Annotated in this window: 18 protein-coding genes; 8 read left to right on the forward strand and 10 right to left on the reverse strand. The window is 62.1% G+C overall.

All coding sequences use genetic code 11. The features are described 5' to 3' along the window. Positions 1-27: 27 nt before the first annotated feature. Positions 28-186: a DUF3309 family protein gene (locus ACZ41T_RS04365; RefSeq protein WP_464924023.1), complete on the reverse strand. Its 159-nt coding sequence runs from the start codon at positions 184-186 to the stop codon at positions 28-30. Between the two features lie 25 nt (positions 187-211). Beyond that, positions 212-469: a hypothetical protein gene (locus tag ACZ41T_RS04370; RefSeq protein WP_464923252.1), complete on the reverse strand. Its 258-nt coding sequence runs from the start codon at positions 467-469 to the stop codon at positions 212-214. Between ACZ41T_RS04370 and ACZ41T_RS04375 the strand changes: the two genes are divergently transcribed. Together ACZ41T_RS04375 and ACZ41T_RS04380 are read left to right on the forward strand one after the other, a co-directional pair. Continuing rightward, the gene (locus ACZ41T_RS04375) at positions 468-641 is read left to right on the forward strand and encodes a hypothetical protein (RefSeq protein ID WP_464923253.1); all 174 of its coding nucleotides are present in this window, start codon (positions 468-470) and stop codon (positions 639-641) included. The two genes, ACZ41T_RS04370 and ACZ41T_RS04375, sit on opposite strands and share 2 nt — an antisense overlap. Positions 642-772: 131 nt before the next feature. Further along, a complete protein-coding gene (locus ACZ41T_RS04380; protein ID WP_464923254.1) occupies positions 773-994 on the forward strand; it encodes a hypothetical protein in 222 nt (73 codons plus the stop codon). An 86-nt stretch (positions 995-1,080) separates the two neighbouring features. On the opposite strand, the gene ACZ41T_RS04385 is transcribed toward ACZ41T_RS04380, so the two are convergent. From ACZ41T_RS04385 to ACZ41T_RS04415, 7 genes are all read right to left on the reverse strand, one after another. After that, positions 1,081-1,374: a YqjK-like family protein gene (locus ACZ41T_RS04385; RefSeq protein WP_464923255.1), complete on the reverse strand. Its 294-nt coding sequence runs from the start codon at positions 1,372-1,374 to the stop codon at positions 1,081-1,083. Between the two features lie 9 nt (positions 1,375-1,383). After that, positions 1,384-1,776: a phage holin family protein gene (locus tag ACZ41T_RS04390; RefSeq protein WP_464923256.1), complete on the reverse strand. Its 393-nt coding sequence runs from the start codon at positions 1,774-1,776 to the stop codon at positions 1,384-1,386. Between the two features lie 9 nt (positions 1,777-1,785). Continuing rightward, on the reverse strand, positions 1,786-2,100 hold the full coding sequence (locus ACZ41T_RS04395; protein ID WP_464923257.1) for an ElaB/YgaM/YqjD family protein: 315 nt from the start codon (positions 2,098-2,100) through the stop codon (positions 1,786-1,788). 140 nt (positions 2,101-2,240) lie between these two features. Continuing rightward, positions 2,241-2,453: an LPXTG cell wall anchor domain-containing protein gene (locus ACZ41T_RS04400; RefSeq protein ID WP_464923258.1), complete on the reverse strand. Its 213-nt coding sequence runs from the start codon at positions 2,451-2,453 to the stop codon at positions 2,241-2,243. 126 nt (positions 2,454-2,579) lie between these two features. Then, positions 2,580-2,726 (reverse strand): lmo0937 family membrane protein, encoded by a 147-nt coding sequence (locus ACZ41T_RS04405; RefSeq protein ID WP_464923259.1) that lies wholly within the window; start codon positions 2,724-2,726, stop codon positions 2,580-2,582. Positions 2,727-2,898: 172 nt separating this feature from the next. Then, complete coding sequence (locus tag ACZ41T_RS04410; protein ID WP_464923260.1) at positions 2,899-3,966, reverse strand: OmpA family protein; 1,068 nt, start codon at positions 3,964-3,966, stop codon at positions 2,899-2,901. A gap of 6 nt (positions 3,967-3,972) precedes the next feature. Continuing rightward, positions 3,973-4,380, reverse strand: coding sequence for a DUF4398 domain-containing protein (locus ACZ41T_RS04415; RefSeq protein WP_464923261.1), 408 nt, complete (start codon positions 4,378-4,380; stop codon positions 3,973-3,975). 415 nt (positions 4,381-4,795) lie between these two features. Here ACZ41T_RS04415 and ACZ41T_RS04420 point away from each other — a divergent pair, with 415 nt between their 5' ends. After that, positions 4,796-5,110, forward strand: coding sequence for a BON domain-containing protein (locus tag ACZ41T_RS04420; protein ID WP_464923262.1), 315 nt, complete (start codon positions 4,796-4,798; stop codon positions 5,108-5,110). A 235-nt stretch (positions 5,111-5,345) separates the two neighbouring features. Here ACZ41T_RS04420 and ACZ41T_RS04425 read toward each other — a convergent pair whose 3' ends face one another. Continuing rightward, positions 5,346-8,198, reverse strand: coding sequence for a bifunctional diguanylate cyclase/phosphodiesterase (locus ACZ41T_RS04425; RefSeq protein ID WP_464923263.1), 2,853 nt, complete (start codon positions 8,196-8,198; stop codon positions 5,346-5,348). A gap of 369 nt (positions 8,199-8,567) precedes the next feature. On the opposite strand from ACZ41T_RS04425, the gene ACZ41T_RS04430 reads away from it, so the two are divergent. From ACZ41T_RS04430 to pepN, 5 genes are all read left to right on the forward strand, one after another. Next, entirely contained in the window at positions 8,568-9,851 is a 1,284-nt protein-coding gene (locus ACZ41T_RS04430) for an MgtC/SapB family protein (RefSeq protein ID WP_464923264.1), read from the forward strand. A gap of 16 nt (positions 9,852-9,867) precedes the next feature. Beyond that, a protein-coding gene (gene prfB / locus ACZ41T_RS04435; protein ID WP_464923265.1) for a peptide chain release factor 2 occupies positions 9,868-10,972 on the forward strand; the annotation gives its coding sequence in 2 pieces (ribosomal slippage) (positions 9,868-9,948 and positions 9,950-10,972; 1,104 coding nt in all). 65 nt (positions 10,973-11,037) lie between these two features. Continuing rightward, a complete protein-coding gene (locus tag ACZ41T_RS04440) occupies positions 11,038-11,262 on the forward strand; it encodes an addiction module protein (protein WP_464923266.1) in 225 nt (74 codons plus the stop codon). Beyond that, on the forward strand, positions 11,259-11,552 hold the full coding sequence (locus tag ACZ41T_RS04445; protein ID WP_464923267.1) for a type II toxin-antitoxin system RelE/ParE family toxin: 294 nt from the start codon (positions 11,259-11,261) through the stop codon (positions 11,550-11,552). The genes ACZ41T_RS04440 and ACZ41T_RS04445 overlap by 4 nt, the downstream gene beginning before the upstream one ends. 89 nt (positions 11,553-11,641) lie before the next feature. Next, a complete protein-coding gene (gene pepN / locus ACZ41T_RS04450; protein WP_464923268.1) occupies positions 11,642-14,359 on the forward strand; it encodes an aminopeptidase N in 2,718 nt (905 codons plus the stop codon). Positions 14,360-14,471: the final 112 nt, after the last annotated feature.

Consider the following 14,471-nt stretch of genomic DNA (forward strand, 5'->3'; position numbering starts at 1 on the left):
ACATCAGCCTGTCCACGCGACAACCCGTTACAGCCGTCCCATCAACAGCAGCACGATGACGATGATCAATACCAAACCCAGACCGCCGCTGGGACCGTAGCCCCAATTCCTGCTATGCGACCAGCGCGGAACGGCGCCGAGCAGCATCAGGATCAGGACGACCAACAGTATAGTTCCCAACATCAGACGCTCCTCGAATGGATGAATGGATTCAGTTCGCTTCGGGCGGCACCACGATTACCGTGGTTTGATCGCCGGTCGCACCGGTTTCGCCCTGGATACCTTCGTCGCCCTGGCTGCCGGTCTCGCCCTGATAGCCGGTTGCACCCTGGCTGCCGGTCTCGCCTTGCGGACCCGCGGGGCCGGGAACGGCGACGGGCGTGGCGGGCACATTGACCACCGTCGGCTTGTCGCAGGCGGCCAGGCTGAGCGTTGCGAGCAGAGCGGAAATTAATAGCGTATGGTTCATGGTCAATCCTTTTGAAGTGGTCAATCGTGGCACGAAGAGCATCAAGCCGTCCGCGAGAAACCGGTTCGACTTGGGATGTCGCACCCGGCAGATCAACAGCGTAAGCGAATGCCGCACGCAGTTCAGTGCGCTGGCGAACATAGAGACGATTGATCGCGTGAAGGGCCAATAAGCCCGCTATGTACGTTCGCGAACAGACCCGGATTCGACGGTGCGCCATATTGCGGGTTCGGATGTGCCGGGCGCCGGGATCGATCTCCCGGTTCGACACGGGTCCCGGCTTCCCCCTTACAGGATTCAGCAATGAATGCACGATCCAGGATCGCGCGGGTGATGGCCGGCGTGGCGATTGCCTCGCAAGCGGCCGCACAGGTCACCTTTTACGAACGTCAAGGCTTTGAAGGCCGGTCTTTCACCACGGAGGAACCGGTCAGCGACTTCAGGCGCCACGACGGACAGGGCCTTCATTTCAGCCACCCCTTGCCCGCAGAGGACTTCGCGCACTTGCTCGTTACCGATTATTAAGTCGCTGCAACAACAACAGCCCGGTATCTTCAGGATTTGATGGGATGGGCAGGCAGCCAGCTGCCTGTTGGAACGCTAAGCGGCGACTATCTGCCGCGCAGTTTATGCACCACCCGCCACGTTGCCCAGCCGCGCGTCAGCCATTTTCCGACGCCGGCGGCCCTGACGCGACCAGGCCGCAACACCGCCAGCAAGGCGACGCCACCGACAATCCAGGCGGGATGGCGCTTGATATAGCGCAGCGCGGCCAGCCCCTGGTCGGCCCGCGCCAGAGGCACACGCCACGGCTCGATGTTCTGCGCCAGCGCCATTCGTTGAACTGCAGCCTGTGCTACCAGGCGTTCACGTCGTTCAGCCAGGCGGATCAGTTTTTCGTTCATGATCGTCCTTTACGACCTGGAAACGAGCTGCTGCCGGTCTTTCAACAATTCCGACAGACTCGCCGCAAACAGTCTCGGCTTCGTTCTCGCTTTGTGCAGGGCGTACGCCCATGCCCCCACGCCCGCCGCCAGAAAGAATCCGGCAAGCGATCCCAGCGCCAGGAGGCGGTGGCTGTCCCAGAAAGCGACCACGAACAGGATCGTCCCCAGCACCACCCCCACCCCGATGAAAAACAGGGTGGCCAGTGCCAACACCAGCAGCGACAGTACATGTGCACGGTCTTCCTCCACGTCTGCGGACAGAAGATCGAGTCGCGTGTGCGCGATGGCAACCAGCGTGGCGGCCAGCGTACTCAGCGACTCGAGCAGCCCCCTGCTTTCGCCGGGCGTCTTCTCGCTCATGGCGAGCGACTAGCGGCGGCCGATGAGCAGGCCGATCACCAGGCCGACACCGGCGGCGGCGCCGATGGCTCTCCATGGATTTTCATGGACATAAACGTCGGTGGCCTTGGCTGCCGCTTTGGTTTTGACCAGCAGTGCCGCCTGCGCCTCATCCATCCTGTGTTTCACAACCCGAAGGGACTCTTCCGCCTTGGCGCGTATCTCGGCCATCTTCTCACCACCCTGGCTGGCCGTCGCCTTCAGCAGCGCTTCCGCATCGGCCACCACCACCTTGAAATCAGTGATCAATTGTTCTTTAGTGATGTCACCCAATAATTTTTCCATGCTTTTTCTCCATTGCCAGTTCTATCGTGCTCATAGGAGGATTCCTAATCGTATTGCTTTGCTGATTATCCGTCAGACTGGGCAGATCCGGTATACGACTATCCGGGTAGCAACCTGATTCGCCCGCAGGCTGAACGATGCTACTTGCGTACAAAAAGCAGGCCCACACCCGCTACCATCAACCCCAGACCGGCCCAGATCGGGATGTTTACCGTCTGCGTCTCCTTGACCGACATCTCGACCGGACCGATCTTGGCCTGGTGCGTGTCCTTGGTGTAAGTGAAGCCGCCATACGCCAACGCCAGGCCACCGGCCACGATCAGCACGATTGCCAACATCTTGATTGAGCTCATCCTATCCTCTCCCGTGGAAATGCATTTGTATTTGTATTGGCAACGGGAATCCGGATCAAGCAAAAACCGAGAACAGCCGGATCGCCACCGCCCGCTCGCCCCATCGCCTTAAAAACTTCAGAGTCTTTACAGGCGTCGACCCTGAATGACACGCACCAGTATCACCACGATTGCGATGACCAGGAGAATGTGGATGAAACCGCCCATGGTGTAGGCGGAAACCATTCCAAGCAGCCAGAGGACAATCAGGATAATTGCAATTGTTCCGAGCATTTTTCCACTCCCTATAAAATATAAAACCTGACAGACGAGCAGACTCGCTTCGAAACGTTTAGTTTGCCCGTCATGCTTGACGGATTTTCACACCGCTCACGATGTGAAAATAAACACCGCCTTTAGTACCGGCCAGCGAGCTGACGAAGCCGCTTGACCAATCGTCATCCGACTAGCGCGGAACGATGTTTCCGCTGTCGTCGGAAAGGATGATTTCCACACGTCGATTCAGTTGACGACCCGCGGCCGTGTTGTTGCTGGCAACCGGATGGGCATCGGCATAACCACGCGTTTCAATGCGGTCGCCGCTGATCCCCATGCCGACCAGAGCCGTCCGCACGGCATCGGCGCGTCGCTCGGAGAGCGGCTGGTTGATACTGAGGCTGCCGGTGCTGTCGGTGTGGCCTTCAATCAACACCTTGCGTTGTGGGTACTGGTTGAGAAAATCGGCCAGTTTTTGTACGTTGCGCACGCCACCCGACGACAGCTTCGCCTTGTTGACGCTAAACAGCACGTCGCCCAGCGTGATCACCATGCCGCGAGCCGTTTGCTTGGCATCCAGTTCCTTGAGCTGCTGCTCCTGCTGCGTAATCATTGCCTGGTCGCGCTCCGCCTGGGCGCGGGCCGCCTCCAATGCGGCCGCTTTCTCCTCGGCGGTCTGCTGGGCAATCAACGCCTGCTGCCTGGCCGCTTCGAGTTCAGCCTGTCTCGCCGCAATCAGTGTCTCGTCACGTTGCGCCTGGGCACTGGCGGCCGCCAACGCGGCAGCTTGCCGCTCAGAGTTTTGCTGCGCGATTGCGGCCTGCCGTCTGGCTTCATCGACTTCAGCCTGTGACATCGCCGCCTGCCGTTTGGCCGCTTCGGCTTCAGCCGTTCTTGCCGCAAGGCGGACCTGGTCGCGTTGGGCGCTGGCGTTGGCAATCTCCATCTCGGCGGCTTTGCGCCTGGCGGTTTCCTGCGCGATCGCCACGTGCTGACTGGTGAGATAGGCCAACTGACCGACCGCGACATCGTCACCCTTGCTCAATGCCGCATCCGCTTTGCTCAGTGACTCGCCGGCCTTCTGCAGCTCAAGCGGTGCCAGGCTCACGACCTGGGAGTTAGTTCGTGCGCTGCCGTAAGCGCTGCGCGCGTCTTCGAGTGCTGTGTTTTTCGGCGGCGTGGTGCTGCAGCCCGCGAGCATCGCAGCAGCGACCAGGCTTAAGGAAAGATAGTGATTTTTTTTCATGATGAGCTCCATTGACGGTTATTTGGATTGACGATCGATTTCCTGGCGCAGCACGCGAATATCCTCCTGCACTGCATCCGCGGCTTGTTTCGCCTTGGCTGAACGCGCCATCTCTGCAGCCAGCTTGGCGTCAACCTCCGCCTGTTCCGCCAGCCGCAAGGCAAGCTCATAATCTTTCGCGGCCACTGCCCGCTCGGCAGCATCCATCTTGTCCAATGCGGACTTGAGCTGCACCGGTGCGAACTGATTGCCCCCGGCGCTCATTGCATTGCTTACCGCAGCCCTGGAAACGGCCATCTGTTCTGTCGGCGCCGAGGTGCTTGCGCAACCCGCCATTAACATAACAGCCACGGCAGCCATGCCAATCCTGCGCGCCATTTGATTCAGTTTGGGGGAGTATGTGTTTTTCATCATCTTTTCATCCATTGGGTTGAGCATCGAACACAATCGTTGCAATGACCATTAAATGCGGTTGCAATACGATTGCAGCTATTAATCATAGTAGTCAAAAAAAAACGGGGTATTTTGCGTGCGCTCTGCATTTGGCTGGCGCCATACATTCATCCTACGAGCAACAATACGGAGAATAGGGGGGGGCGTCTGTGCGGCATCGCACATAGCCGATGTCATACGGCCCCCATCCAGCCTGGCTGGGCCTGCTGCTGCGCTATGTGCGATACCGTACCGACCCCATCTGTTTTTTTGACTATATTTCGATCAAGGCTTCGACACAGTGTGCGAGCAAGGCCCGTTCAGGTGTTGCCGCATCGCACTGGCCTGTCGGCGGGAAGCCGGGACCAAGCAGCTCTTGTTTTTCTTTCTTACCTTTGGAGAATCCACCATGAACAAATTTAGTAAAGTTCTTTCAGCAGCATTCCTGTCCGTTGCGCTGGTATCCGTCGTGGCTTGTGCGCCCACGGCGAAGAAGGAAGGGACCGGCCAGTACTTCGACAACAGCGTCATCACCGCCAAGGTGAAAGCGGCCTTGATTGAAGATCCCTTGACGAAAGCCCTTGAGATCAAGGTCGAGACCTTCAAGGGTGAGGTTCAACTGAGTGGTTTCGTGACTTCGCAGGCCGCGGCGAACAGGGCAGTCGAGTTGGCACGTGGCATTGCCGGCGTGAAATCCGTCAAGAACGACATGCGGATCAAGTAAGCAATCGTTTCTCCAGGGCCGCTGCCGGATTTTGCGTTTGGACGTGACTTGGCGGCATGAATTCACCCTGGGGTTTGATGGTTCAAGCAAGACCCGCAGGCTATAAGGCTTGCGGGTCTTCTCGCGTCTGGAGATCTCGCCACCAATAAAAACCCGCAGCGCCAGGCTTTACACGAGATTCTCTCAAAGCGTCAACCTGGCAAGCGTGATGCGGCAGAAATCAAAAAAACCACGATCAGCCCGCAGGCGGAAGCTTCTCGATCCAGGCGCGCATCTCAAGCGGGCGATGGAAGTAATAACCCTGGAAACGTTCGCAGCCTTGCTGGCGCAGGAAGGCAAACTGGGCTTCGTTTTCCACCCCTTCGGCCACCACATCGAAATGCAGGTGGTGCGCCATCGAGAGGATGGTCTCCACCAGGGCGACGTCATTGGGATCGTGCGGAATGTCCTGCACGAAGCTCTTGTCGATCTTGAGTTCGGACACTGGCAGACGTTTCAGGTAGGCCAGGGATGAATAGCCGGTGCCGAAATCGTCAATGGAAAAGCGCAGGCCGAGCGCTCCCAGCTCGGTCATGCGCGCCACCGATTCGGAGGCGTGTTCGATCAGCAGGTTCTCGGTGATTTCCAGCGTGAGATAGGTCGGGTCGGCACCGGTGGCGGCAAGGATCTCCTTGATCCGCTGCACGAAATCGGCCTGGTGGAACTGCCGCGGGCTGACATTGACGGCGATGCGCAGACCGCGGCCCTCGGCGTCGAGGCGGGCGATGAGCAGGCAGACTTCGTGCAGCACCCATTCCCCCATCGGCACGATGAGACCGGAATCCTCCGCCAGCGGAATGAAGCGGGCTGGCATCACGAGGCCGCGCTGCGGGTGGCGCCAGCGCACCAGGGCCTCGGCCCCGATCACCTTCCCGTCTCCATTCACCTGCGATTGCAGGTACAGTTCGAAGCTGCGTTCGCGCACCGCCTCGCGCAATTCGCGATCGAGCGCATAGCGCTCGGCGACCGCTTCCTGCATGGCGGGCTCGAAATAGGCCAGGGCATTGCGGCCACGCTCCTTGGCCCGGTACATGGCGGTGTCGGCCTCGCGCATCAGGTCTTCCACGCTTTCCGCGCCCTTGGGAAACAGGGTAATGCCGATGCTGGCGCCGGTCACGTATTCCTGCCCGTCGATGCTGATCGGGTTTTCCAGCGCACCGCGAATCTTCTCTGCCACCGTCATCACCAGCGCGCCTGCGCCCTCAAGGTTTTCCGCCAGATCGGGCAACAGGATCACGAATTCGTCGCCGCCCAGCCGCGCCACCGTATCGCCCTGCCGCATATAGTATTCCAGCCGCCCGGCGACCTCGCGCAGAACGGCATCGCCCATGGCATGGCCATGCACATCATTGATGCGCTTGAACTGGTCGAGGTCGACGAACAGCACAGCACCGTAGCGCCGCTTGCGGCGTGCGGCAGCCAGTGTCTGGTCCAGCCGGTCGAGGAACAGCACACGGTTGGGCAAGCCGGTCAGCGCGTCATGGTAGGCCAGACGCTCGATTTCGGCCTCGGCACGCCGGGCCTCGGTGACATCCAGGCAATGCCCGATATACCCCAGGAACTGGCCCTGGCTGCCAAAGCGCGCGCTGCCCTGGCCGATGATCCAGCGGTACTCGCCGCTGACGTGGCGCAGGCGGTATTCCATGGAAAATGGCTCGCGACGGTCGAAGGCGGCGCGATAGATCTCGGTGCAGCGCGCGCGGTCGTCCGGATGCTCGCCTTCGGTCCAGCCCTGCCCCAGTTCCTGTTCCAGGGTGCGGCCGGTAAAACGCAGCCAGGGCTCGTTGAAGTAATCGAATTCCATGTCGACCCCGGCGGTCCACACCAGCGCCTGTCCGCTGTTGGCCAGGGCGCGGAAATGCAGTTCGCTGTTGGCCAGTTCCTCGCGCAGCAAGTACTCCTCCGACACATCGCGAAACACCAACACCACCCCCTGCAATTCCCCCCCGGCGCTGCGAATCGGTGCGGCACTGTCGGCGATGTGGTGACGCGCGCCATTTCGCGCCAGCAACGTGGTGTGGTTGGCCAGCCCCACCACCCGCCCCTCGCGGATGACGCGCGTCACCGGAATCTCCGCCGGTTCGCCGGTGAGCGCATTGTGGATCACGAACACCTCGGCGACACGACGCCCAAGGGCCTCGGCCTGGGGCCAGCCGGTGAGGTTTTCCGCCACAGGATTCATCAGCGTGACGCGTTCTTCGGTATCGGTGGCCAGCAGGGCGTCACCAATGGAGTTGAGGGTGATGGCCAGCCGTTCCTCGCTGGTGGCCAGGCTTTCCTGCGCCTCCTGGATGGCGCGCGCCATGGCATTGAAGTTCTCGGCCAGCACCGCGATCTCCTGCGGGCCCTGCTCCGGCACTCTCACATCCAGCTGCCCGCTGCGCAGGGCATTGGCCGCACGGCCCAGATTGCCCAGCGGAATAGCCAGGTAGCGATGCAGCAGCCATCCAAGCAAACCAATCAGCAACAAGGTGGCGATCAGGTCAGGGGCGCGCGCCTTGAACACGAAAGCGCGCATCGCCCGCCGCTCGCGAGTGAGATCGAAACCGATATACACCATGCCCAGTCGCTGGCTGCGCAACTGCTGCGGTTTGGGTTCCGCGGGGCGCGGGAAATACTGCATCGCGGCAACACGGCTGCCGTCCGGGCTGAGGGTAAAAAACGCCGGCAGCCGTCCTTGTTTCTCTTGCGCGAGGCGGCGCATATCGAAACCCGGCAGCACGTCGGCAGCGAGCCTGCCGCGCCAGGCAGTGCGGTGGGCCGCCAGCACGCGGCCGCTGTCGTCGAGCAGCAGCACGGCCTCCACACGCGGGTCGGTCGCCGCCAGGGCTATATCGTCTTCCACCAGGCCGCGGTTAGTTTCCCAGCCCTGCTCCGCCATGTGCGCCAGATGTACCGTCTGGATCAGGATATCCGCCCTGGCCCGCTGGTCGAGCTGTCCCAGGCGCTTGTGCAACGCATTCGCCACCGAGACTCCCAGCATCACCAGCGCCAGCAGCGCCAGCCCTATGGGCAAGGCGGTGCGCAGCGGCAAATGTCGCATCGTCATGACAAGGCCGGCAAAAAATACGGGGACGCCAGCCCTTCCAGTGCGGGATCCAGAGAATGCTTCCCAACGCGCGGCAAGGGGGACTGGCCGCTACAGGCGCTCGCCAGCGCAAGCGGCGCCAGTGCGCTGGTAACAAGAAATCGGCGGCATCCCTGGTTCATCTGTCCTCCTGTTACCTGGTTGCCCACAGCGCCTCCCGGAAGCGCGCTTTTTGCCGGGAAACCGATCCCCACGAGCCAAATTTGTTGTTTTCGACTCATGTGGCTTTATTCTGTCATGAATAAAGTTAAAGCCTTAAAGCAAATTCGTCAGCAGAGGAACGTCGATCCGCTATACGCATTGCTTCTTCTGCCTGAAAGACAAACCGAGATGAATGAATTGATCGCCTGGCTACCTGCCGAACTGGCCACCCTACCGCGCTACGTGGTGGCGCTGGCGATCGGCCTCTTGATGGGACTGGAGCGCGAGCGCAACCCGGCGGCAAAAGCAGGGCTGCGCACCTTTGCGCTGACCGCACTGTTCGGCGTGCTGACGACGCATCTGGCAACCGAACTGGGCGCGCTGTGGCTGGTCGCGGTGGGCCTGCTGCTGGTCGGCAGCATGATGATCGCGGCCTATCTGCGGTCACCGCAACCGACGGACGGCGACCCGGGCACGACGACGGTGGCGGCGCTGCTGCTGTGCTACAGCCTTGGCGTGCTGGTGTGGCACGACGAAATCCAGCTGGCGGTGATGCTGGGGATCGCGGCGACCATGCTGCTGTATTTCAAGCCGGAACTGCGCGGCCTGAGCGAGCATCTCTCGCGGCGCGACCTGCTGTCGGTGCTGCAGTTCGCGGTGCTGGCGCTGATCATCCTGCCGCTGCTACCAAACCAGAATTACGGCCCCTACGGGGCGATCAACCCTCACCAGGTCTGGTGGATGGTGGTATTGGTCGCGGGTGTCGGGCTGGCGGGCTATGCCGCGCTGCGCGTGGTCGGGCAGGAGCACGGTGCGGCGGTGCTGGGCCTGCTCGGCGGACTGGTGTCGTCCACCGCCACCACACTCGCGTTCAGCCGCCACGCCCGTGCCAGCAGTGCAATGATGCCGGCCGCGGTGATCGTCATCGTGCTGGCCAACCTGATGGTGCTGGTGCGCCTGGGCGTGCTGGCTGCGGTGCTGGCGCCGGAGGTGATGCCGCAACTGTTGCCGGTGCTGATCGGCGGGCTGGCCGTCGGCGGACTCGGCGCGGCCTATGGCGTACACCGGCTGCAGCCGCAGGACGAACTGCCCGCGCTGGCGATAGGCAATCCCACCGAACTGCGCACGGCGCTGGGCTTTGGCCTGCTGTATGCGGCGGTGTTGCTGGCTGCAGCGTGGTTGTCCGATTGGCTGGGCACGCGCGGACTGTACGCAGTGGCGCTGGTGTCGGGACTGACCGATGCCAGCGCCATCACGCTGTCCAGCCTGCGTCTACATAATCTTGGCCAACTGCCGGCGGCGATTCTGGTCAACGTCATCACGCTCGCGGTGCTGGCCAATCTGCTCTTCAAATCGATGCTCACCCTGGTTATCGGCGGCTGGCAGATGGCGCGATACGCCATCGCCGGCATGGGCGCGGCAGGTCTGGGCCTGGTGCTGGCCTGGGCTATAATCGGAAGATTTTCCGCTTAATCACCGAGCCCTAATCATGGAAGCCGAAAGCCTTAATCAGATCGAATCCAAACTCGCCGACCTGAGCGAGCGCGCCACCCAACTCAGGGGGTTTCTTTAACTACGCTGCCAAGAAAGACCGCCTGGAAGAAGTCGTCCGCCTGGCCGAAGCGCCGGATTTCTGGAACGACGCCGCCCGCGCCCAGGAATTGGGCCGCGAACGCAAATCGCTGGAAGACGTGGTGCTGGTGCTCGACCGCGTAGCATCGGGCCTGAAGGATGCGTCCGAACTGTTCGAGATGGCGCGCGAGGAGAACGATGACGACACCCTGGCCGCCGTGCAGGCCGATATCGCAGCCCTTGAAAAGGCTGTCTCGAAGCTGGAATTTCGCCGCATGTTCAACCACCCGGCCGACTCCAGCAACTGCTTCATCGATATTCAGGCCGGCGCCGGCGGCACCGAAGCCTGCGACTGGGCCTCGATGCTGCTGCGGCAATACCTGAAATACGCCGAGCGCAAGGGCTTCAAGGCCGAGCTGCTGGAAGAATCCGACGGCGACGTCGCCGGCATCAAGTCCGCCTCGATCAAACTTGAAGGCGACTACGCCTACGGCACCCTGCGCACCGAAACCGGGGTGCATCGTCTGGTGCGCAAATCGCCGTTCGACTCGTCGGGCGGACGCCACACCAGCTTCGCCAGCGTGTTCGTCTACCCGGAAGTCGACGACTCGATCGAGATCGACATCAACCCGGCCGACCTGCGCGTCGACACCTATCGCGCATCCGGCGCCGGCGGCCAGCACATCAACAAGACCGATTCCGCGGTGCGCATCACCCACCTGCCCAGCGGCATCGTGGTGCAGTGCCAGAACGACCGCTCGCAGCACAAGAACCGCGCCGAGGCGATGTCGATGCTGAAGTCCAAAATGTACGAAGCCGAACTGCGCAAGCGCCAGACCGAACAGGACAAGCTCGAGGCCGGCAAGTCGGACGTGGGCTGGGGCCATCAGATCCGCAGCTACGTGCTCGACAATTCGCGCATCAAGGACCTGCGCACCAACGTCGAAACCTCCGCCACGCAGAAGGTGCTGGACGGCGACCTTGATATCTTCATCGAGGCGAGCCTGAAACAGGGCGTGTAAGCGGCATTTCCATGTCTCGCAGCGCGAGCGTAGACTTTGGCTCGTTACGCACCAAGGAGCTGGCGATGAAAACAGGTGAGTTGATCGACGAAGTGACTTCGCTTCCAGTGGAAGAACGGGCACGTGTGGTGGACACACTTTTGCGCAGCCTGAATGCACCCGAAAGCGCAATCGATGCCGTCTGGCTGGAAGTTGCGCAACGCCGGCTTGCAGAATTGCGCCAAGGGCATGCGACGGCCATCCCCGGCGAGGCCGTGTTCGAGCGCATCCGCCAGCAATACAACAAATGAATTACGCCTTCCACCCGGATGCCGAGGTGGAACTCAACGAAGCCATCGAATGGTATGAAACGCGTGAACCCGGCCTCGGTCTGGATTTCGCGACCCAGGTCCACGCCGCCGTTCAACGCGCACTCGCCTTCCCGTTCGCCTGGCAGGAAATGAACAGTGATATCCGGCGCGCACTGGTACATCGTTTTCCCTATGGTGTTCTGTATGTTGCAGAACCAGACCACTTGCTGATCGTTGCCGTCATGCACCTCCATCGCCACCCTGATTATTGGCACAATCGAACAAGCTGACCTCCAACTGCTGCTTGCACAAGCAAAAGCAGCTTCCACCACTCTTTCCTGGTTAGCTTTTCTCCACCCTATCCCTCTTGGGTCATGCCATGCGCACCGAAACCCCCGTCACGCTTTTTCTGAAGGACTACACCCCACCCGCCTGGTGGATCGAATCGGTCGATTTGCAGGTTGCCATCCGCGACGACCACGCCGAAGTTCGGTCACGCTTGCGCTGCACGCGCAACCCGGCGGTTGCCGCCTGCGCGCTGGTGCTGAATGGCGAGGTGCTGGAACTGATCAGCCTCACGCTCGACGGCAGCGCGCCTGATGCGGCCCGCTACACCCATACCGACGACCTGCTGACGATCGCCGGGCCATTACCGGATGCCTGCGTGCTGGAAACCGTGGTGCGCATACTTCCCGACCAGAACACCCAGCTCTCCGGGCTGTACCGCTCGCGCGACGGCTATTTTACCCAGTGCGAGGCGGAAGGCTTTCGCCGCATCACCTTCTTCCCGGACCGGCCGGACGTGATGGCGAAATTCACCTGCACGGTGGAAGCCGACCGTGCACGTTTTCCGCATCTGCTGTCCAACGGCAATCCCGTCGCAGCCGGCACGTGCGACGATAACCCGACGCGGCATTGGGCACGCTGGGAAGACCCTTACGCCAAGCCCTGCTACCTGTTCGCGCTGGTCGCGGCGAAACTCGACGTGCTGGAAGACGAATTCATCACCGCCTCGGGTCGCAAGGTGCATCTTGTAGTGTATGTCGAACCCGGCAAGCTCGACCAATGCGGCCACGCGATGGCGGCGCTGAAAAAAGCCATGCGCTGGGACGAGCAGCGCTTCGGGCTGGAGATGGATCTCGACCGCTACATGATCGTCGCGGTGGGCGACTTCAACATGGGCGCGATGGAGAACAAGGGCCTCAACATCTTCAACACCAAATACGTGCTGGCGCGCCCCGACACGGCGACCGATGCCGATTACCAGGGCATCGACCGGGTGGTGGCGCACGAGTATTTCCACAACTGGACCGGCAACCGCGTGACCTGCCGCGACTGGTTCCAGCTGTCGCTGAAGGAAGGCCTCACCGTGTTCCGCGACCAGGAATTCGGCGCCGACACCCATTCGCGCGCGGTCACCCGCATCCAGGAAGTGCGCGCCCTGCGCATCGGCCAGTTCCCCGAAGACGCGGGGCCGATGGCGCACCCGATCCGGCCGGCCTCCTACGCCGAGATCAACAACTTCTACACCGCCACCGTCTACAACAAGGGCGCGGAAGTCATCCGCATGATCCACACCCTGCTCGGACGCGTTGGCTTCCGGCGCGGCATGGATCTGTATTTCCAGCGCCACGATGGCCAGGCCGTGACCTGCGACGATTTCGTCGCAGCGATGCAGGATGCCTCCGGGGTTGATCTGACGCAGTTCCGCCGCTGGTATGCGCGCGCCGGCACGCCGCGTTTGCATGCTGAAACGGCGTACGACGCTGCGACCCAACGCTGCACGCTGACCCTGACCCAACACCTCACGCCGACTGCCTACGAAAAACGGCTGGGCGAATCGGGGCAAAACATCGTCGATGGCACACTGCACATTCCCGTCGCGCTCGGGCTCGTCCTGCCCGACGGCAGCGACGCATCGCTGAAACTCGCCGGCGAGGTCGAGGCTTGCGGCACGACACGCGTGCTGTCGCTGACCGAGGCCACGCAGACCTTCGTCTTCGAAGCCATTCCCGCCGCCCCTGTCGCCTCGCTGCTGCGCGATTTCTCCGCACCGGTGCTGCTTGAACTGGAACAGACCGACGCCGAACTCGCGCACCTGATGGCGCACGATTCCGACGCCTTCAACCGCTGGGAAGCCGGGCAGCGCCTGGCGACGCACGTCCTGCTCGCCGGCATCGCGGCCGGCGGAACCGGCGCCGACTGGATTCCCGACGCCTTCGTCGCCGCTTGCGGGCGCGTGCTCGACGACGGCCTCGCCGGCGACCCCGCGCTCGCCGCCGAGGCGTTGAACCTCCCCGCCGAAGCCGTGCTCGCCGAAGCCGTGGTCGCCCTTGGCGGCACCATCGACCCCGAAGCCATCCACACCGCGCGCGTGGGCCTGCGCCGTCATCTCGCTGCCTGTCTGCGCGACCAACTCGAATCCGTGTGGACGACGCTCGCACCAAGCGAGGGGTATGCTCCCGACGGCGCACAGGTCGGGCGACGCGCGCTGCGCAACGCCTGCCTCGCCTATCTGGCCGAAAGCGATACCGACTATCTGAAATCCTCGGTCGTGCCGCGCCTCGTCGCCCAGCTCGCGGCTGACAATCACAACGCTAGCGGCAACATGACCGACGAGATTGCCGCGCTGGCCACGCTCGTCAACCTCGACCTGCCCGAACGGGAAGCGGCCCTGGCTGACTTTTACGCCCGCTGGCAAAACGAAGCCCTGGTCATCGACAAATGGTTTTCCGTGCAGGCCGCTTCCCGCCTGCCCGTCACCGTCGCCCAGGTGCGTGCGCTAATGCAGCACCCCGCCTTCGACCTGAAAAATCCCAACCGCGTCTACGCCCTCATCCGCGGCTTCTGCGGCGCCAACCCGCGCCACTTCCACGCTGCCGATGGCAGCGGTTACGCCCTGGCAGCCGACGTCATCGGGGAATTGCAGGCCATCAACCCGCAGGTCGCCTCACGCATCGCCCGCAGCTTCGACCGCTGGCGCCAGTTCGACGCCGGTCGCCAGGCGCATGCGCGCGCCGCACTGGAACGCATCGCGGCGGTCGAGGATCTGTCGAAAGACGTGGCAGAGGTGGTAGGGATTGCGTTGAAGGATTGATCGCTTGGGGTGCCGCATTGCCGGTGCGAAGCGATGTGGGCGACTGGCTTTCGATGCGGATTCAACCAATCGGCGCAACAGATTGTCCAAATCGCGCAGCGGGTACGTGATT

It is taken from the genome of Thiobacillus thiophilus (assembly GCF_055378705.1).